This window comes from Micromonospora alfalfae, assembly GCF_022230925.1.
GTDB lineage: Bacteria > Actinomycetota > Actinomycetes > Mycobacteriales > Micromonosporaceae > Micromonospora > Micromonospora alfalfae.
In genome coordinates, this window is sequence record NZ_JAKKFH010000009.1 from 25815 (window position 1) to 44156 (window position 18342).

General features: G+C 71.7%; 16 protein-coding genes. 9 read left to right on the top strand and 7 right to left on the bottom strand.

The features are described from left to right. Positions 1-79: 79 nt before the first annotated feature. From MED01_RS09555 to MED01_RS09570, 4 genes are all read right to left on the bottom strand, one after another. Entirely contained in the window at positions 80-697 is a 618-nt protein-coding gene (locus tag MED01_RS09555) for a PadR family transcriptional regulator (RefSeq protein ID WP_238668168.1), read from the bottom strand. Next, positions 694-1518, bottom strand: a complete 825-nt coding sequence (locus tag MED01_RS09560; RefSeq protein ID WP_238668169.1) for a DUF4097 family beta strand repeat-containing protein — start codon at positions 1516-1518, stop codon at positions 694-696. The genes MED01_RS09555 and MED01_RS09560 overlap by 4 nt, the downstream gene beginning before the upstream one ends. 123 nt (positions 1519-1641) lie before the next feature. Beyond that, positions 1642-2580 carry a lysophospholipid acyltransferase family protein gene (locus tag MED01_RS09565; protein WP_238668170.1) on the bottom strand — a complete coding sequence of 313 codons (939 nt, stop codon included), beginning with the start codon at positions 2578-2580 and terminating at the stop codon, positions 1642-1644. Continuing rightward, complete coding sequence (locus tag MED01_RS09570; RefSeq protein WP_238668171.1) at positions 2577-3350, bottom strand: GNAT family N-acetyltransferase; 774 nt, start codon at positions 3348-3350, stop codon at positions 2577-2579. The genes MED01_RS09565 and MED01_RS09570 overlap by 4 nt, the downstream gene beginning before the upstream one ends. A gap of 149 nt (positions 3351-3499) precedes the next feature. On the opposite strand from MED01_RS09570, the gene MED01_RS09575 reads away from it, so the two are divergent. The 7 genes from MED01_RS09575 (at position 3500) to MED01_RS09605 (ending at position 13749) form a co-directional block, all read left to right on the top strand. Then, a complete protein-coding gene (locus MED01_RS09575; RefSeq protein WP_238668172.1) occupies positions 3500-4147 on the top strand; it encodes a hypothetical protein in 648 nt (215 codons plus the stop codon). 141 nt (positions 4148-4288) lie between these two features. Beyond that, on the top strand, positions 4289-5224 hold the full coding sequence (locus MED01_RS09580) for an ABC transporter ATP-binding protein (RefSeq protein WP_238668173.1): 936 nt from the start codon (positions 4289-4291) through the stop codon (positions 5222-5224). Then, positions 5221-6033 (top strand): ABC transporter permease, encoded by an 813-nt coding sequence (locus MED01_RS09585; protein WP_203121789.1) that lies wholly within the window; start codon positions 5221-5223, stop codon positions 6031-6033. Before MED01_RS09580 ends, MED01_RS09585 begins: the two co-directional genes overlap by 4 nt. 277 nt (positions 6034-6310) lie before the next feature. Beyond that, entirely contained in the window at positions 6311-10066 is a 3756-nt protein-coding gene (locus MED01_RS09590; protein WP_238668174.1) for a multifunctional oxoglutarate decarboxylase/oxoglutarate dehydrogenase thiamine pyrophosphate-binding subunit/dihydrolipoyllysine-residue succinyltransferase subunit, read from the top strand. A gap of 148 nt (positions 10067-10214) precedes the next feature. Then, positions 10215-10400 (top strand): DUF6104 family protein, encoded by a 186-nt coding sequence (locus tag MED01_RS09595; RefSeq protein WP_030490374.1) that lies wholly within the window; start codon positions 10215-10217, stop codon positions 10398-10400. Positions 10401-10567: 167 nt separating this feature from the next. Next, complete coding sequence (gene pta / locus MED01_RS09600) at positions 10568-12637, top strand: phosphate acetyltransferase (RefSeq protein WP_238668175.1); 2070 nt, start codon at positions 10568-10570, stop codon at positions 12635-12637. Further along, positions 12634-13749 (top strand): acetate/propionate family kinase, encoded by a 1116-nt coding sequence (locus MED01_RS09605; protein ID WP_238668176.1) that lies wholly within the window; start codon positions 12634-12636, stop codon positions 13747-13749. Before pta ends, MED01_RS09605 begins: the two co-directional genes overlap by 4 nt. A 95-nt stretch (positions 13750-13844) precedes the next feature. Here MED01_RS09605 and MED01_RS09610 read toward each other — a convergent pair whose 3' ends face one another. After that, positions 13845-14018 carry a hypothetical protein gene (locus MED01_RS09610; RefSeq protein ID WP_167362491.1) on the bottom strand — a complete coding sequence of 58 codons (174 nt, stop codon included), beginning with the start codon at positions 14016-14018 and terminating at the stop codon, positions 13845-13847. 213 nt (positions 14019-14231) lie between these two features. Here MED01_RS09610 and MED01_RS09615 point away from each other — a divergent pair, with 213 nt between their 5' ends. Further along, positions 14232-14765 (top strand): nucleotidyltransferase domain-containing protein, encoded by a 534-nt coding sequence (locus MED01_RS09615; protein ID WP_238668177.1) that lies wholly within the window; start codon positions 14232-14234, stop codon positions 14763-14765. A 75-nt stretch (positions 14766-14840) separates the two neighbouring features. After that, on the top strand, positions 14841-15806 hold the full coding sequence (locus MED01_RS09620) for an alpha/beta hydrolase family protein (protein ID WP_238668178.1): 966 nt from the start codon (positions 14841-14843) through the stop codon (positions 15804-15806). A 168-nt stretch (positions 15807-15974) separates the two neighbouring features. Here MED01_RS09620 and MED01_RS09625 read toward each other — a convergent pair whose 3' ends face one another. Both MED01_RS09625 and MED01_RS09630 read right to left on the bottom strand, forming a co-directional pair. Next, positions 15975-16937: a zinc-binding dehydrogenase gene (locus MED01_RS09625; protein WP_112583659.1), complete on the bottom strand. Its 963-nt coding sequence runs from the start codon at positions 16935-16937 to the stop codon at positions 15975-15977. Between the two features lie 178 nt (positions 16938-17115). Beyond that, positions 17116-18294 carry an NAD(P)-dependent malic enzyme gene (locus MED01_RS09630; RefSeq protein ID WP_238668179.1) on the bottom strand — a complete coding sequence of 393 codons (1179 nt, stop codon included), beginning with the start codon at positions 18292-18294 and terminating at the stop codon, positions 17116-17118. Between the last annotated feature and the right edge of the window lie 48 nt (positions 18295-18342).

Sequence of the window (18342 nt, forward strand, 5' to 3'; positions counted from 1 at the left end):
TCATCGGTGACGTCACTGCGCCAGCGCTGGACGCTTCCTGCAAAAAGGCTGTGAGTCGCCGACCGTCCGGCGACGCCGGTCAGCGCAGCAGGCGACGCAGCCCGTCCAGGGCGCCGTCGAGCAGCCGGATAGCGGTGCGCAGCTGGGTGTCGCTGAACTGTCGGGCGCGCATCAGCCGGCCCACCTCGACGGTGAACGCGGCCAGCCGCTTGTCGAGTTCGTCGAGCAACTCGGCCTGCGGCCCGGCGGTCGATGCCGGCCTGGGCTGTGGTTCGGGTGCGGGCGCTTCCCACCGGGCCCGCCGGGTCTGCCGGGTGGCCTCGCTCAACTCGCGCTTGAGGTCGCGTGCCGATCCGCGTACCTCGCTGCGGATCTCGCCGGCCAGGCTGGAGAGATCCGCCACGGATGCCGCGATGTCCGTTTCCAACGCTGTCAACTCACCGGCCCGCTGGCGCAGCTCCGCCCGGCCGGCGTCGGTGATGTCGTACGTCTTGCGGCCGCCGGCTGCGGTGTGGCTGACCAGACCCTCGACCTCCAGCCGTTGCAGGCGGGGGTAGATGGTGCCGGCGCTGGGCGCGTACAGCCCGAGGAAGCGGTCCTCCAGCAGGCGGATCAGCTCGTAGCCGTGCTTCGGGCCGTCGTCGAGGAGCTTGAGCAGGTAGAGCCGGAGCCGCCCGTGGCTGAACACGGCGGTCACGGCAGCTCCTCTTCGTCGTCGTCGACGGCTCGGGCGAGCAGGGCGATGCTCCCCGAGGTCGCGGAAGCCCAGAGCTTACCGTCGCCGGCGCCGAGCACCCCCTCGCTGCTGGGCAGTGGGAACGTCGAGGTGCGCAGCTGTGGAAAGCCGCTGGTGATCCGGCCGGAGGCGGTGCTCAGCTGGACGGCGAGGTCGCTGTCCGCGCGGACCCGGACGGTGATGCTGCCCGAGATGGTGCTCAACCGGATCTCGCTGCGCCGCGGGTTGTCCAAATCACAGGTGATCGGACCTGAGACGGTCTGCGCCCGGACCCGGTCGGCGGCGCTGTCGGCGAGGATCACCTCCCCGGAGACCGTCTCCACAGTGAGGTCGCCGCGGACGCCGAGCGCCTCCACCGGCCCCGAGGTGAGCTTCGCGGAGGTGCTGCCGCGCAGCCCCATCAGGGTGATCTGGCCGGCGACGACGTTGGCGATGGTCTGCCGGCGCAGGCCGGAGGCGACCAGCGAGCCCGCGACCAGGCCCAGATCGGCGAGGACGTCGGCGGGCACGGCGATGGAGACGTCCACCCGGGGGTAGCGGTGGATCATCCGGAACCAGCGCAGGACGTCCGACCAGCCCCGACCGCGCTCCTGGCGGATGCTGAGCCGACCGTCGGTGTGGTCGATCAGGACCGGCCGACGGCCGACCTGGGTCACGTCGATCCGGGTCGGCCCGTCGGTGGCGACCACGTTGAGCCGCCCACTGATCAGTCGAACGTCCAGCCGGACGACCGGAGCGTCCAGTGTGAGCCGTTGCGGGCTCTCGACCGTCCAGCCGGCCATGGCGTCCCCCTCTCGACGACGCGCGGGAGGCGCGCCGAACAGGAGGAGAATGTAACGCGATACATCGCGATACCACAAGACAGGTCGCGAGGTGGTCGCCGGTTCGGCGTTCGACGTGCTCCCTCAGGCCGCCAGGTCCAGCTCCCGATCCACGAGCGGAGCCGGCACAGGAACGCCCGGGGTCACCGTCGGCACCGGCCGCAGCCGGGCCCGCGCCACGGCACCCGCCGCCGGCACCAGGTGTACGGCCGACTCGGCGGCCCGGGCGAGCAACCGCCGGTCGGCGTCACGGGCCGGGTGCAGCGCAGCGGCGATAGTCACCGAGACCACCAGCTCCCGCGCCGCGACCACCCGTGCCACCGAACGCAGCAGGGTGTCCGCACCGAGGAAGGCGGCTGCCGTGGTGGTCGACCCGGTGGCCGCACAGCGGTAGGTGAGCCGCAGCGGAACCACCGGGCTGCCCGTGTCGATCGCCGCCTGGAACGTCGCGGGCCGGAACCCACCGCCGGGGCGGCAGTCGGTGGCACCGTTGCGGGCACACCACGTCGTACCCTCCGGAAAGACCGCCACCGACCGCCCGGCGCGCAGCGCGTCGGCGACCCGGGCGACGGTCCTCGGCAGCGCCAGCGGCCGGGCGCGGTCCACGAAGACAGTGCCCGCCACCGAGGCCAGCAGACCGACCACCGGCCAGGAGCGGATCTCCCGCTTCGCCACCATCCGGGTGGGCGCCACCGCCAGCACCGCGAGGATGTCCAGCCAGGAGACATGGTTCGCGACCAGCAGCGCGCGCCGCCGGGGCAACCGACCCCGGACCACGAGGCGGACGCCGAACGCGCGAGCGGTGGCCCGCGCCCAGCCGCTGACCAGCGCCTGCCGTTCCCGGGTGGGGAGCACCGGCAGCAGCGCCACCACCGGGATCCCGGCCAGCAGCATGCCGAGCGCGGCGACCAGCCGGAGCACCCGGCGGGCCACCGGGACCGTGGGCACCTCGCCGGCCGCCGGCAGGCAGTCGTCGTCGCAGCCCGAGGAGGGCCGCCACAGGTCGCGCGGCACGGCGGTCACCGCTGCTCACCGCCGAGGAAGTGCCGCAGGTAGCGCGGGTTCATCCGGTCCAGGGAGAACAGGACGTAGAAGTCCGCGCACCCGAAGTCGCTGTCGTAGGCCGGCTCGCCGCAGATCCACGCGCCGAGCCGGAAGTAGCCACGCAGCAGCGGCGGAACCGCCACCCGCCCGGTCGGGGCAGCGGCGACCGGGCCAGCGGCAGCCGCCTCGGCGAACCAGTGCCGCAACGGTCGTACCCGCAGCGGCGGCGGCGCCAGGTGCCGGGCCCGGGCCTGGGTCCACACCTCGGCCACCGTCCGCCCGCCGTCAGCCACCGGCACCGACGCGCACCCGCCGAGCCAGCGGGAGCCGCGCAGGTGCAGGTACCTGATGATGCCGGCCCACATCAGGTTGATCACCGCGCCGGAGCGGTGGTCCGGGTGCACGCAGGACCGGCCCGCCTCGACCAGGTCGTCGCGGAGCGGGTCGAGCGGCCTCAGATCGAATTCGTCCTCGGCGTAACGCCGGCTGGTGCGCCCCGGCGGCAGCAGCCGGTACGTGCCGACCACCTCGCCGGAGCTGTCCTCGCGGACGATCAGGTGGTCGCAGTACGCGTCGAAGGGGTCCACGTCCAATCCGGCCTCGCCGGGAAGGAGGGTGGCGCCGAGCTCGGTGGCGAACACCTCGTGGCGCAGGCGTTGCGCGGCCGCGACCTGGGTGGGGTCGTCGGCGATCAGCACTGTGTATCCGCTGGTCTTCAGGGGTGCGCCAGCGGCATGCAGAACGGCCATGGGATCTGTGTAAGGGCCCGGGTTGCCATTCACGGGGACCACTGGTGTCGGCAGGATGAACGCCGGCCGGCAGATGGCTCCCACCTCGGCCGTGCGAGGCTGCGGAACGGTCCGGCGACGACGCCGGCACGCCCCACCGGAGGTCGACGATGCGCATCGAAAGCCGCTACAACGGGCCCGCCGGTTCCGGCAACGGCGGCTGGAGCGCGGGGATCTTCGCCGCCGAGGCGGACGGCAGCGGGCCGTTCGAGGTGACACTGCGCCGGCCACCGCCGCTGGAGACCGAGCTGACAGTGGTCGGCGGCGAGGTCCGGGACCCGGCCGGCGAACTGGTGGCCGAGGTGCGCCCGGCCGGGGTGATCGATGCCGTGGTGCCCCCTGTCGACCTGGAGACGGCGGTGGCCGCCGCGGCCCGCTACCCCGGTCTGGTCGAGCACCCGTTCCCCAGCTGTTACGTCTGCGGCCCGCAGCGGGCCGACGGGCTGCGGATCTTCCCCGGCCGGCTGCCCGATGGCCGGACCGCCGCGCCGTTCCGCGCGCCCGCACAGGTCAGCGCGGCAACGGTCTGGGCTGCGCTGGACTGCCCTGGTGGCTGGGCGGTGCTCACGCCGGGCCGCCCGTACCTGCTGGGTCGGATCGCCGCAGTGGTCGAGGCGCTGCCCGGGGCGGGCGACGAGTGCGTGGTGACCGGGGCGTTGCTGCGCGTCGATGGGCGCAAGGCGCTCATGCACACGAGCCTGTACGGCCCGGACGGGTCCTTGCTCGGCGCGGCGCGGGCAACCTGGATCGCCTGTTGAACCGGGCCGTAGTCCGCAGGGATGAGTCTCCTCCGCCCCGCGACGGAGGCAGACGTACTGACCGCGCCTGATTGACCTTGTTGCCCCGGGCCGTCACGCTGTGCCACGGCGTACCTCTACGCCACACACGGGAGGAGAACGATGACTGACGGGCAGCGAAGCCCCACCAACGACGGTCAGATCGTGGTGTCCGGTCTGACGAAGCAGTACAAGAACGTCCGGGCGGTGAACAACCTGTCCTTCACTGTGGCGCCGGGACGGGTGACCGGCTTCCTCGGCCCGAACGGCGCAGGCAAGACCACCACGCTGCGCATGCTGCTGAATCTGGTCACGCCGACCGCCGGCACGGCCACCATCAGCGGCCAGCGGTACGCCGACCTCGCCACTCCGCTGCGGCAGGTGGGCGCGGTGCTGGAGGCGTCCAGCGCACACAAGGGCCGCACCGGCATCAACCACCTCCGGGTCATCTGCGCGGCGGCCGGGCTGCCCAAGCAGCGGGCCGACGAGGCGTTGGCCCTGGTCGGGCTGACCCCGGCGGCGAAGCGCAAGTTCAAGGGTTACTCGCTGGGCATGAAGCAGCGGCTCGGTATCGCCGCCGCGATGCTCGGTGACCCCCGTGTGCTGATCCTCGACGAGCCGGCGAACGGGCTGGATCCGGAGGGCATCCGGTGGATGCGTGGGTTCCTCAAGAACCTCGCCCACGAGGGTCGTACGGTGCTGGTCTCCAGCCACCTGCTGTCGGAGATGCAGCTGCTCGCCGACGACGTGGTGATCATCGCGGCCGGGCAGTTGGTCCGGCAGGGTCCGGTCGACCAGGTGCTCGGCTCGATGGCCCAGGGCGCCCGGGTCCGGGTCCGCACCCCGCAGGCCGAGGTGCTGGCCGCCGCCCTCAAGGCGCAGTCGGCGACCATCGAGACCGACGAGCAGGGTGTGCTGCTCGTTGGCGGGGTGGACGCCCCGACGATCGGCCGGTCCGCCCTCGCGGCAGGGGTCGAGCTGCACGAACTGACCACCGAACGGCCCGATCTGGAACGGGTCTTCCTGGAGCTGACGGCCGGAAAGGCGGGCATCCGATGAACCTGGTCCGATCCGAGCTACTCAAGATCCGTACCACCAGCACCTGGTGGTGGCTGGCCCTCGGCGCGTTCCTCTCGATCGCCCTGGCGTTCGCGATCAACGCGTGGTTGGCCGTCACGACGCTCGGTGGCGACGCCGAGGAGATCGGCGTCAGCGCCGAGCAGGCCACCGCCCCGGCGCAGGCGGCGAACCTCTACACCTCGGGTCAGTACCTCGGGCTGATGTTCGTGATGCTCATCGGCATCCTGATGGTCACCAACGAGTTCTTCCACCAGACCGCGACCACGACGTTCCTGACGACTCCCCGGCGAACGTCGGTCATCGTCAGCAAGCTCGTCGCCGCCAGCCTGCTCGGCTTCATGTTCTGGCTGGCGACCACGCTCATCGACCTGGCAGCCGGCGCGATCTTCCTGTCCGCGAATGATTACGGCACCCAGCTCGGTGAGTGGCCGGTGCAGCGGGCGCTGCTGTTCAACCTGCTGGCCTACGCCATCTGGACGATCCTCGGGGTGGGCATCGGCACGCTGATCACCAACCAGCTCGGAGCGGTGATCACGGCGGCGGTGCTCTATCTGATCGGCACCCAGGTGGTGGGTCTGCTGTTCCTGCTCCTGTCGAACGTGCTCGACAGCCAGGCGGTGCTCAAGTGGCAGGTGATCTGGCCCGCCGTGGCATCCCAGGTCATGATCACTGAGGGCACCTCGGAGTTCACCCCGTCCTGGTGGGTCGGGGCCCTGGTGCTGATCGGCTACGCGCTGGTCAGCGGAATCGCCGGAGTCCTGCTCACCCGGCGGCGCGACATCGCCTGACGGCGTCCGCGACCCCGGGGCGGCTGGCCGCTCCGGGGTCGGGCGTCACGCTCGACGACCGGCCGCACGAGGGCCGAGTGTTACCAGTTCGGCACGGTGCGCGCAGGCGTTGCCGAACTTCTGGCATCTTCTGTGAAACCGGCCACGGGACCGAGGCGGAAATGCCTGTGGGATCGGTACGGCGTAGCCTGGGAGCCGTCTAGTCCGTGCTCCTAATCGGGCGCGACGGACCCACCGCGTGCCACACAAACCCGCGTGAAAGAGGCGATTACCGGCCGTGTCGACCCAGCAGACTTCGCAGGAGAACCCACTGGCGGGTTTCGGCCCGAATGAGTGGATCGTCGAGGAGATGTACCAGCGTTACCTCGCCGACCCATCGAGCGTCGATTCGGCCTGGCACGACTTCTTCGCCGACTACCGACCGGCACCGGGAGCGGGTACCCCGCGCGGCGCCGAATCATCGGACAAGCCGGCCGCCGCCCCGGAACCGGACGGTCAGCCGGAGGCAGCCGCCACCGTCACCCAGCCGAAGGCCCCGGCCAAGCCGGCGACCGCGAGCAAGCCGGCCGCCGCCCAGCCGGCGTCGGCCAAGTCCGCCGCCCCGGCCACGCCGAAGGCCGCGCCGGAGAAGGCCGCTGCGGCCAAGCCGGCCGCCAAGGCCGCCGCGCCGAGTGCCGACGGCCCGCAGACCACGCCGTTGCGGGGCGTCGCGGCGAAGATCGTCCAGAACATGGACGCCTCGCTGAGCGTGCCCACCGCGACCAGCGTGCGCGCGGTCCCGGCCAAGCTGCTGGTGGACAACCGCATCGTGATCAACAACCACCTCGCCCGTGGGCGGGGCGGCAAGGTCAGCTTCACCCACCTGGTCGGCTACGCGTTGGTGCGCGCGCTGGTCCAGCACCCCGAGATGAACAACTCCTTCACCGAGGCCAACGGCAAGCCGGCGGTGCTCCGCCCGGCACACGTCAACCTCGGCATCGCGATCGACCTCGCCAAGCCCGACGGCAGCCGCAACCTGGTGGTCCCCTCCATCAAGGGCTGCGAGCAGATGGACTTCCGGCAGTTCTGGCAGGCGTACGAGGACGTGGTCCGACGGGCGCGGCGCAACGAGCTGACCATGGAGGACTACTCCGGCACCACGATCTCGCTGACCAACCCGGGCGGCATCGGCACCGTGCACTCGATGCCGCGGCTCATGCAGGGGCAGAGCGCGATCATCGGCGTCGGCGCGATGGAGTACCCGGCCCCCTACCAGGGGATGTCCGAGGCCACCCTCGCCGAGCTGGCGGTCAGCAAGATCATCACGCTGACCAGCACGTACGACCACCGGATCATCCAGGGCGCGCAGTCCGGCGAGTTCCTCAAGGTGATGCACGAGCTGATCCTGGGCGAGCACGGCTTCTACGACCAGATCTTCACCGCGCTGCGCATCCCGTACGAGCCGGTGCGCTGGATGCGCGATGTCGCTGTCAACTCCGAGGGTCAGATCAACAAGACCGCCCGGGTGCACGAGCTGATCCACGCGTACCGGGTGCGCGGTCACCTGATGGCCGACACCGACCCGCTGGAATTCAAGATCCGCAAGCACCCCGACCTGGACGTCCTCCAGCACGGGCTCACCCTGTGGGACCTGGACCGCGAGTTCCCGGTCAACGGCTTCGCCGGCCGGCAGCGGATGAAGCTGCGCGAGATCCTCGGCGTGCTGCGCGACTCGTACTGCCGCCGGGTCGGCATCGAGTACATGCACATCCAGGACCCGGAGGAGCGGCGCTGGGTCCAGGAACGGATCGAGCGCAAGTACGAGAAGCCGTCCGCCGACGAGCAGAAGCACGTGCTCAACCGGCTCAACGCCGCCGAGGCGTTCGAGACCTTCCTGCAGACGAAGTACGTCGGCCAGAAGCGCTTCTCGCTGGAGGGCGGCGAGTCGCTGATCCCGCTGCTCGGTGAGGTGCTGGAGTCGTCCGCCGAGAACGGGCTGGACGAGGTCGTCATCGGCATGGCCCACCGGGGTCGGCTCAACGTGCTGGCCAACATCGTCGGCAAGCCGTACGAGAAGATCTTCTCGGAGTTCGAGGGTCACCTGGACCCGCGCTCGACGCAGGGCTCCGGCGACGTGAAGTACCACCTGGGTCAGAACGGCAAGTTCACCACCCCCGACGGCGAGCACGCGGTCAAGGTGTCGGTGGTGGCCAACCCGTCGCACCTGGAGGCCGTCGACCCGGTGCTGGAGGGCATCGTCCGGGCCAAGCAGGACCGGATCGACCTCAAGCTGGAGGGCTACACCGTGCTGCCGCTGGCGGTGCACGGTGACGCCGCCTTCGCCGGACAGGGCGTGGTCGCCGAGACGCTCAACCTGTCGCAGCTGCGCGGCTACCGCACCGGCGGCACCGTGCACGTGGTGGTGAACAACCAGGTCGGCTTCACCACCGCCCCGGAGTACAGCCGGTCCAGCCTCTACAGCACCGACGTGGCCCGGATGATCCAGGCCCCGATCTTCCACGTCAACGGCGACGACCCGGAGGCAGTGGTCCGGGTGGCCCGGCTGGCATTCGAGTACCGGCAGACGTTCAACAAGGACGTCGTGATCGACATGGTCTGCTACCGCCGGCGCGGGCACAACGAGGGCGACGACCCGTCGATGTCCAACCCCCAGATGTACAAGATCATTGACTCGAAGCGCTCGGTCCGCAAGCTCTACACCGAGGAGCTGATCGGTCGCGGCGACATCACGGTGGAAGACGCGGAGGAACTGCTGCGCGACTACCAGGCGCAACTGGAGAAGGTCTTCAAGGCCACCCGGGACGCCGCCTCGGCACCGCGCCAGCTCAACCGGCCGCGCCGCGAGGAGGAGCCGGAGCCGCAGGTCGACACCGCCACCGACGCGTCGGTGGTCAAGGCCATCGGCGAGGCGCACATCAACCTGCCGGAGGGCTTCACCCCGCACAAGCGGATCCAGCAACTGCTGGACCGGCGGGCCAAGATGTCAGTCGAGGGCAACATCGACTGGGGCTTCGGCGAGATCATCGCGCTCGGGGCGCTGCTGCACGACGGTGTCACCGTCCGGCTCGCCGGCCAGGACTCGCGTCGCGGCACGTTCGTCCAGCGGCACGCCTCGGTGGTCGACTCCCGCACCGGCGACGACTACCTGCCGCTGAAGTCGCTCACCGGCGACGGCGACCGTTCCCGGTTCTTCGTGCACGACTCGCTGCTCAGCGAGTACGCGGCGATGGGCTTCGAGTACGGCTACTCGGTGGAGAACATCAACGCCCTCGTCGCCTGGGAGGCCCAGTTCGGCGACTTCGTCAACGGCGCCCAGTCGGTGATCGACGAGTTCATCTCGTCCGGTGAGGTGAAGTGGGGCCAGCGTTCCGCCATCACCCTGCTGCTGCCGCACGGCCACGAGGGTCAGGGCCCGGACCACACCTCCGGCCGGCCGGAGCGGTTCCTGCAGATGTGCGCCGAGGACAACATGCGGGTGTCCATCCCGACCACCCCGGCGAACTACTTCCACCTGCTGCGCCGCCAGGCCCTCTCGCCCAAGCGCAAGCCGCTTGTGGTGTTCACGCCGAAGTCGCTGCTGCGGCACAAGCTCTGCGTCTCGTCGGTGGAGGACTTCACCACCGGCACCTTCCAGCCGGTGCTGCGCGACACGGCCGCCCCGGCACCGGAGGCGGTGAAGCGGGTGCTGCTCTGCTCCGGCAAGGTCTATTACGACCTGTTCCAGGCCCGGCAGGAGCGTGGCGTCACCGACACCGCGATCCTCCGGCTGGAGCAGCTGTACCCGCTGCCGGTGGAGGAGATCCGGGCCGCCCTCGCGCAGTTCCCGAACGCCGAGGACTTCGCCTGGGTGCAGGAGGAGCCGGCCAACCAGGGCGGCTGGTCGTTCGTCGCGCTCAACCTGCTGGAGCACCTCACTGACGTTCGGCTGCGGCGGATCTCCCGCCCGGCCGCGGCCGCCCCGGCGGTCGGCTCGGCCAAGACCCACGAGGTCGAGCAGAACGCGCTGATCGAGGCGGCTCTCCCCCGCCCGTGACCTGACCTGAGCACGGATGCCGGGGTAGGGCCGTTTCACCACGGTCCTGCCCCGGCTCTCGTAGGTCCCGCCGGTCCACCCGCCGGCCGTTTGACCATCCACCCAGCACCCGCCCGGCCCGAGCCGGGCCGAGCACAAGGACGTACCCATGTACTTCACCGACCGTGGCATCGAGGAGCTGGTCGAGCGCCGGGGCGAAGAGCAGGTGACCCTTGAGTGGCTCGGCGAGCGCCTGCGCGACTTCGTCGACCTCAACCCCGACTTCGAAACCCCCATCGAGCGCCTGGCCACCTACCTGGCCCGCCTGGACGACCCCGACGACGAAGACGCCTAGCCCCCTGCCCCCCGCCCCCCTGCCCCCCCCACCCGGGTGATCATGAAGTTGTCCGCGCGTGTCGTCGGCGTGGCGGGCGATAGCTTCATGATCACCGGGGTGAAGGGTGGGGCCGGCAGGGCCGGAGGGCCCGGGTGGTGGGCCTTGCGATCTTCTAGGGTGGGGCTGTGGCCCGAAGTGTGTATCTGACGAGCGTGGGGTCCGGCGGGGGCAAGTCGACGATCGCCCTCGGGTTGGCGGAGTTGCTGTCCCGCCAGGTCGGGCGGATCGGCGTGTTCCGGCCGTTGGTGGCCGACAGCGGCCAGGACCCGATCCTCGCCCTGCTGAGCGAGCGCTACCGGGTCGAGGTGCCGTTGTCCGAACTGGCCGGGGCGAGCTACGCCGAGGCGTCGGCGCTGGTCGCCGACGGCCGACGGGAGCAGCTCATCTCCGCCATCGTCGAGCGCTACCGGGCGGTGGAACGGCAGTGCCCGGCCGTGGTGGTGGTGGGCAGTGACTTCGACGAGCCGGGCGACCCGGCCCACCCCCGGGAACTGGCCTTCAACGCCCGGCTGGCCACCGAGTTCGGCAGCGTGGTGGTGCCGGTGGTGGACGGCTTCGGGCAGGAGCCGGCCGCGGTCGCGTCGGCGATGCGGGGGGCGTACCACGATCTGGCCGACCTCGGCGCAACGGTGCTCGCGGTGATCGCCAACCGGGTCACCGAGCCGATGACGCTGCCCGATCTGCCGGTCCCCGCGTACGCCATCCCGGAGGTGCCGAGCGTGTCAGCGCCGACGGTGGCGGAGGTGGCGGCGGCGCTCGACGCCACCCTGCTGGCCGGGGATGACACCGCGCTCGGTCGCGACGTGCTGGACTTCGTGGTCGGCGCGGCGCACGTGCCGACCCTGCTGGGCCACCTCACCGAGGGCGCCCTGGTGATCACGCCCGGGGACCGGGCCGACCTGCTCGTCGCCGCGAGCGCCGCGCACGTGGCCGGGCAGGTGTCGGTGTCCGGGCTGGTACTCACCCTCGGCGAGCAGCCCGACCCCAGGGTCATGCGGCTGGTGGAGGGACTCAACACCGGGTTGGCGGTGCTCTCAGTACGCAGCGACAGCTACGACACGGTGGCCGCGTCCAGTCGCATCGAGGGCCGACCCAGCGCGACCAATCCCCGCAAGGTGGAGGCCGCGCTCGGCGCGTTCGAGCGCTGTGTGGACACCGACGACCTGGCCCGTCGGCTGCGGGTCAGCCGGTCGGCGCGGGTCACGCCACTGATGTTCGAGAACGAGCTGATCGACCGTGCCCGCTCGAAGCCCCGGCACCTGGTGTTGCCGGAGGGCACCGACGAGCGGATCCTGCGCGCGGCGGAGATCCTGCTACGCCGTGGGGTGGCCGAGCTGACGGTGCTCGGCCGGCCGGACGACATCGCCCGACGCACCCGGGAGTTGGGCATCGACCTCGGCGACGTGCATGTGGTCGACCCGGGCACCAGCGAGTGGCGTGACGACTTCGCCGCCGAGTACGCCCGGCTGCGCGCCCACCGGGGCGTCACCGCCGAGTTGGCGCACGACCTCGTCGCGCAGCCCAACTACTTCGGCACGCTGATGGTGGCCACCGGCCGAGCCGACGGCATGGTCTCCGGCGCTACGCACACCACCGCCGCGACCATCCGACCGGCGTTCGAGATCATCCGTACGCTGCCGGACGTCTCGGTGGCCTCCAGCGTCTTCTTCATGCTGCTCGCCGACCGGGTGCTGGTCTACGGCGACTGCGCTGTCAACCGCGACCCGGACGCGGCCCAGCTCGCCGACATCGCGATCTCGTCGGCCGACACCGCCGCCCGGTTCGGCATCGAACCCCGCGTGGCGATGCTGTCGTACTCGACAGGCAGCTCCGGCGCGGGCGCGGACGTGGAGAAGGTCGCCGCGGCCACCGCGCTGGTCCGGGAGCGCCGGCCCGACCTGCTGGTCGAGGGGCCCATCCAGTACGACGCGGCGATCGACCCGGCGGTGGCGGCCACGAAGCTGCCCGACAGCCCCGTCGCAGGGCACGCCACTGTCTTCATCTTCCCGGACCTGAACACCGGCAACAACACGTACAAGGCGGTGCAGCGCTCGGCCGGGGCGGTCGCCGTCGGCCCGGTCATGCAGGGCCTGCGGCGGCCGGTCAACGACCTGTCGCGGGGCGCCACGGTGCCGGACATCGTCAACACTGTGGCGATCACCGCCATCCAGGCGGCCACCGAGGAGGCGTCGTGAGTCGGGTGCTGGTGCTCAACTGTGGGTCGTCGTCGGTGAAGTGGCGCCACTACGACGGGGACCGGGTGCTCGACCAGGGCACTGTGGAGCGGGTCGGTGAGCCCGGTGGCGGCCCGGCGGACCACACCGAGGCGGTCCGGCAGATCCTGGACGGACTGGACCTGACCGGGCTGGCGGCGGTCGGACACCGGGTGGTGCACGGTGGCCGGACGTTCAGCGCGCCGGTGCTTGTCGACGACGCGGTGCTGGCCGCGATCAAGGATCTGGTGCCGCTCGCGCCGCTGCACAACCCGGCCAACCTGGCCGGCATCGAAGTGGCCCGTGCGGCGCTGCCGGACGTCCCGCAGGTCGCCGTCTTCGACACCGCGTTCCACCACACCCTGCCGGAGGCCGCCGCGACGTACGCGATCGACCGGGACACCGCCGAGCGGTACGACATCCGTCGGTACGGCTTCCACGGCACCTCACACGCGTACGTGTCCCGGCGCACCGCCGAGCTGCTGGGCCGTCCGTACGAGCAGGTCAACACGATCACCCTGCACCTGGGTAACGGGGCCAGCGCCTGCGCGGTGGCGAACGGTCGCAGCGTCGCCACCTCGATGGGGATGTCCCCGTTGCAGGGGCTGGTGATGGGGACCCGCAGCGGCGACGTGGACCCGACAGTGATCTTCCACCTGCGCCGGGAGGGTGGGCTGTCGGTGGACGACATCGACGACCTGCTCAACCACCGCAGCGGCCTGCTCGGGCTGACCGGCGTCAACGACATGCGCGAGGTGCTCGAACGCCGGGCGGCCGGTGACCGGGCGGCGGCGTTGGCCTTCGACGTGTACTGCCGGCGCATCACCGAGTACGTCGGGGGGTACTACGCGCTGCTCGGTCGGGTCGACGCGATCGCCTTCACCGCCGGGGTCGGCGAGCACGCCGCGCCGGTGCGGGCCGCCGCGCTGGCCGGCCTGGGCCGGCTCGGCATCGCCGTGGACGACGCCCGCAACGACGGCACGGGCGACCGGTTGATCTCGCCCGACGGCGCCGAGGTGAGCGTCTGCGTCATCCGCACCGACGAGGAGCGGGAAATCGCCCGGCAGACCCGGGACGTGGTCGGGGCGGCCTGACGCCACTGAGGCGCGCACCCCCGGGAGGCCCGAGGGTGCGCGCGTGTCGGTAGAGCCTGTTCAGTGCCGGCGCCAGCGCCAGCCAGGCGACCCGGTCAGCCGGTCGCCAGCCAGGCGACGAGTGCCACCAGCACCACGACGACCACTGCCGCACCGATGATCAGCGGCAGGCGGGACGGGGCCTCCGTCGGCGCCGCGGTCTCCGGCGTCTGGTTGAAGGCGCGGAACGCCTCGGTGTTGCCGCTGGGGTCCGTGTAGTTCTCAGGCATGTCGGTGACAGTAGCGAAGCTGGCCACGCGGCACCGTCCCCGGCCCGCTGCGTCCCAGGGGTGGGCCCGGCCGGCGGAGGTGACCCGACCGGGTGGCGGGCGTACCCGGTCCGGACGGCGGGGCCGTCACGCCCGCCCGGGCACCTACCGTTGAACGATGGGGGCGGGTCGCGCGCCCCCTGCCGGCCCGACCGGCACCGGTACGGTCGTCTGGTGGACGAGCTTGCGCGCCGGCAGTTGGCGAGCATCGCCGAGGTCATCGCGGTGACCGGGGCGGACGGCATCCCGGTCTGGCTGCGCGGCGGCTGGGCGATGGACTTCCAGTTCGGCGCGGTGACCCGCCCGCACGTCGACATCGACTGGTACTGCTGGCGCGACGACGCCGATCGGCTGGCCAACCTGCTGCTGGCCCGGGGTTGGCTTCCCGACCCGCGGGTCCCGGTGGAGTCGCAGCTCGACCTGTTCGCCGCCGACGTGGAGGTCAGCTTCGCGTACCTGGGTTGCGATGCCTCCGGCCGACCGACGGTGGGTGCCGGGCCCTGGGCCGGCACCCCGCTGCCAGCCGGGATGCTGGACGCCCCACCCGGCCGAATCGGCCCGCTCAGAGTGCCGACCATCTCGGTGGCGGCCCAGATCGAGTTCAAGCAGATGTACCCGGTCTGGATGCCGGAACGCCCCCGCCGCCCGAAGGACGCCCACGACCTGGCCCGACTGCGCGCACTCGGCCCGGCCTGCGCTACCGGTTGAACTGTGGGTGAGCGGATGGGCACGCCACGCCGAACCCGGCCGGGCACGTCTGCGTGGCAAGGCACAATCGGATTCATGTCGCGTCGCATCGCTCCCGCACTGATGGCCAGCGCCGTCCTCATGGCCGGTCTGGTCGGCTGCTCGGCGGACGCCAGGAAGACCGAGGGCCAGCAGGCACCCGTCGAACCACCGCCCGCCGCCACGCCGACACCGCAGGTGCCCGCCGGCAAGGCCCCGCAGCGCGCCTTCGCGGTCGGCGTACGCCAGCTCAAGCTGGACCGGGACGGCCGCGCGCTGCCGACGACGCTCTGGTACCCGGCGGCCGGGCAGTCCGGCGGCAAGGCCAAGCGGTCGGCGACGGCGGCGGAGGGCCGCTTCCCGGTGGTGATGTTCAGTCACGGCCTGGGTGGGCGGCCGGACGACTACGCCACGCTGCTGACCCGCTGGGCGGCGGCGGGTTTCGTGGTGGCCGCGCCGACGTTCCCGCACACCTCCCGGGGCGCTGACAACAACGTCCTCGACGTGCTCAACCAACCCGCCGACGTGTCGTACGCGTTGGACCAGGTGCTGGCGTTGGACGGCACTGCCGGAGACGCGTTGCGTGGCCGGTTGGACGGCGAGCGGGTGGCCGCAGCCGGGCACTCGGCGGGTGGGGTGACCACCATCGGCCTGTTCACCGCGAGCCGGGACGAGCGGCTGGACGCGGGTGTGGTGTTCGCCGGCACGGCGCTCGGCGTGGGCACCGCGTTCGCCGGTGCGGCAGCACCGCAGCTGTTCGTGCACGGCGAGTTGGACGAGGTGGTCGAGTACGCGGCGGGCAAGGCCGCGTACGACAAGGTGCCCTGGCCGAAGGCGATGCTGAGCCTGCCCAAGGGCGACCACGGGCGGGCGCTGCTCAGTGACGGCGCGACGCTGCGGGTCGTCTCGGACACGTCTGTCGAGTTCCTGCGCTGGTCGCTCTACGGCGACGCGGACGCCAGGAAGCGCATCCCCACCGACGCGACGCGCGGCGACATCGCCACCTTCGACGACCACCTCTGACGTCCCGCCCACGCCGCCGGCCCCGGGCGCTCCGACCCCTGAAGATCACCCAGTAACCAGGAAATAGTGGCCTCCGACGACGCGGAGACCACTATTTCCATGATGTTGTGCGATCTTGCGGGGCGGGGCCGGGCCGGGCGGGGCGGGGCCGGGCGCGCGGGCCGCGCGTCAGGCGGTGTGGTCGATGACGACCTTGCCGAAGGCGTCCCCGGAGTGCAGTCGAGCGAAGGCGTCCTCGACCCGGCTGAACGGGATGACGCTGTCCACCACCGGGCGCACCTCGTTGTCGGAGCAGAACGCCAGCAGCTCGTACAGCTCGCCGGGCGTGCCCATCGAGGTGCCCAGGATCTCCAGTTGCATGGCGAAGACCCGGCGCAGGTTGACCGACGGCTCGTGCCCGGCGGTCGCGCCTGAGACCACGATCCGGGCCATCGGCGCTGCCGACTTCAGTGAGTGGTCGAAGGTGGCCGCGCCGACCGTCTCGATCACCACGTCCACCCGCTCCGGCAGCCGGGCGCCGGGCTCCACGGCGATGGCGCCGAGGGCCGAGATCCGGTCCCGCTTGACGGCGTCGCGGCTGGTCGCGTACACCCGCTTGCCCATCGCGACGGCGAGCGCGACGGCCGCGGTGGCCACGCCGCCGCCCGCCCCCTGGACCAGCACGCTGTCGGCGTCCGCGACGCGGCCCTTGGTGGTCAGCATCCGCCACGCGGTCAGCCAGGCCGTGGGCAGGCACGCCGCGTCGGTCGCCGCCATGCCGTCGGGCAGCGGAATCAGATTCGATCGGGGTACGGCCACCCGCTCGGCGAGCGTCCCGGCGAAGTGCTCGGAGAGGATGGAAACCCCACGCGGGTCACCCGGTGTGACGACCACCGGGTACACGACCACCGGGCGGCCCTCCGGGTCCAACCCGACCGCGTCGCAGCCGAGGATCATCGGCAGCTGGGCCTCGGTGAGACCCACCCCGCGCAGCGACCAGAGGTCGTGGTGGTTGAGCGAGGTGGCCCGCAACTGCACGGTCACCCAGTCGTCGGCCGGAGGGGTCGGCTCGGGCCGCTCGCCGACGGTGAGCGCGGCGAGCGGGTCGGCGTCGTCGAAACGGGAGGCAAAGGCAGCACGCATGATCGGCACGGTAACAAGCTGAGCGCTCGTTAAGAAGCTGTGCGCGTAGGCCAGCGGCGCATGCTGCGCCGGAGCGCCCCTGGCCCACGCGTGCGCGCAGGCCGGCGGCGCATACTGCGCCGGATCACCCGCCAGCTCACGCGTGCGCTCACCGGCGGCGCCGGAGCGCCCCGGTCGACGCGTGCGCCTACCGTCGGGCGACGCCGTCGCGGCGGGCGGCTTCGGCGACCGCCTCGGCCACGGCCGGCGCGACGCGCGGGTCGAGCGGGGACGGGACGATCGCGTCGGCGGTCAGGGACTCCGCCACCACACCGGCGATGGCGTCCGCGGCGGCGACCTTCATCGCCTCGGTGATCCGGGTGGCACCGGCATCCAGCGCGCCGCGGAACACCCCGGGGAAGGCCAGCACGTTGTTGATCTGGTTGGGGTAGTCGCTGCGCCCGGTGGCGACCACCGCGACGTGCCGGGCGGCCACCTCGGGGTGCACCTCGGGGGTCGGGTTCGCCAGCGCGAACACGATCCCGCCGGGTGCCATCCCGGCCACCGCGGCCTCGGGGATCTGCCCGCCGGAGACCCCGACCAGCACGTCCGCGTCGCGCAACGCCTCGGTGATGTCGCCGTGGCGGCCGTCGGCGTTCGTGCTCGCCGCCAGCTCGGCCTTGGTGCCGGTCAGCTCGGTGCGGTGCCGGCCGATGATCCCCTTGGAGTCACAGACCACCACCTGGTCGGGGTTGACGCCCCCGGCGATCAGCATCTTCGTCACGGCCACGCCGGCCGCGCCCGCGCCACTCACCGCCACCCGCAGGTCGCCGAGCTTGCGGTCGAGCAACATCGCGGCGTTGCGCAGCGCGGCCAGCACCACTATCGCAGTGCCGTGCTGGTCGTCGTGGAAGACCGGGATGTCCAGCGCCTCGTCGAGCCGACGCTCGATCTCGAAGCAGCGCGGCGCGCTGATGTCCTCCAGGTTGATCCCACCGAACGAGGGGGCCAGCGCCCGCACCACAGCGACGATCTCGTCCACGTCCTGGGTGTCCAGGCAGACCGGCACCGCGTCCACCCCGGCGAACTGCTTGAACAGCACCGCCTTGCCCTCCATCACCGGCAGCGCGGCCCGGGGACCGATGTTGCCCAGCCCGAGCACCGCCGAGCCGTCGGTGACCACCGCGACCGTGTGCGACACCCAGGTGTACTCGTCAACCAGGGCAGGGTCGGCGGCGATCGCCTCACACACCCGGGCCACCCCCGGGGTGTACGCCAGGGAGAGGTCCTCCCGGCTGGTGAGCGGCACTGTCGAGGTGACGGCCATCTTGCCGCCCCGGTGCAGCAGGAAGACGGGATCAGCGGGGTCCACGGTGGACGAAGACATGGTGGTGACTCCAGGATCTGTCGAGCAGATGTGAGGCGGCCGGCCCCG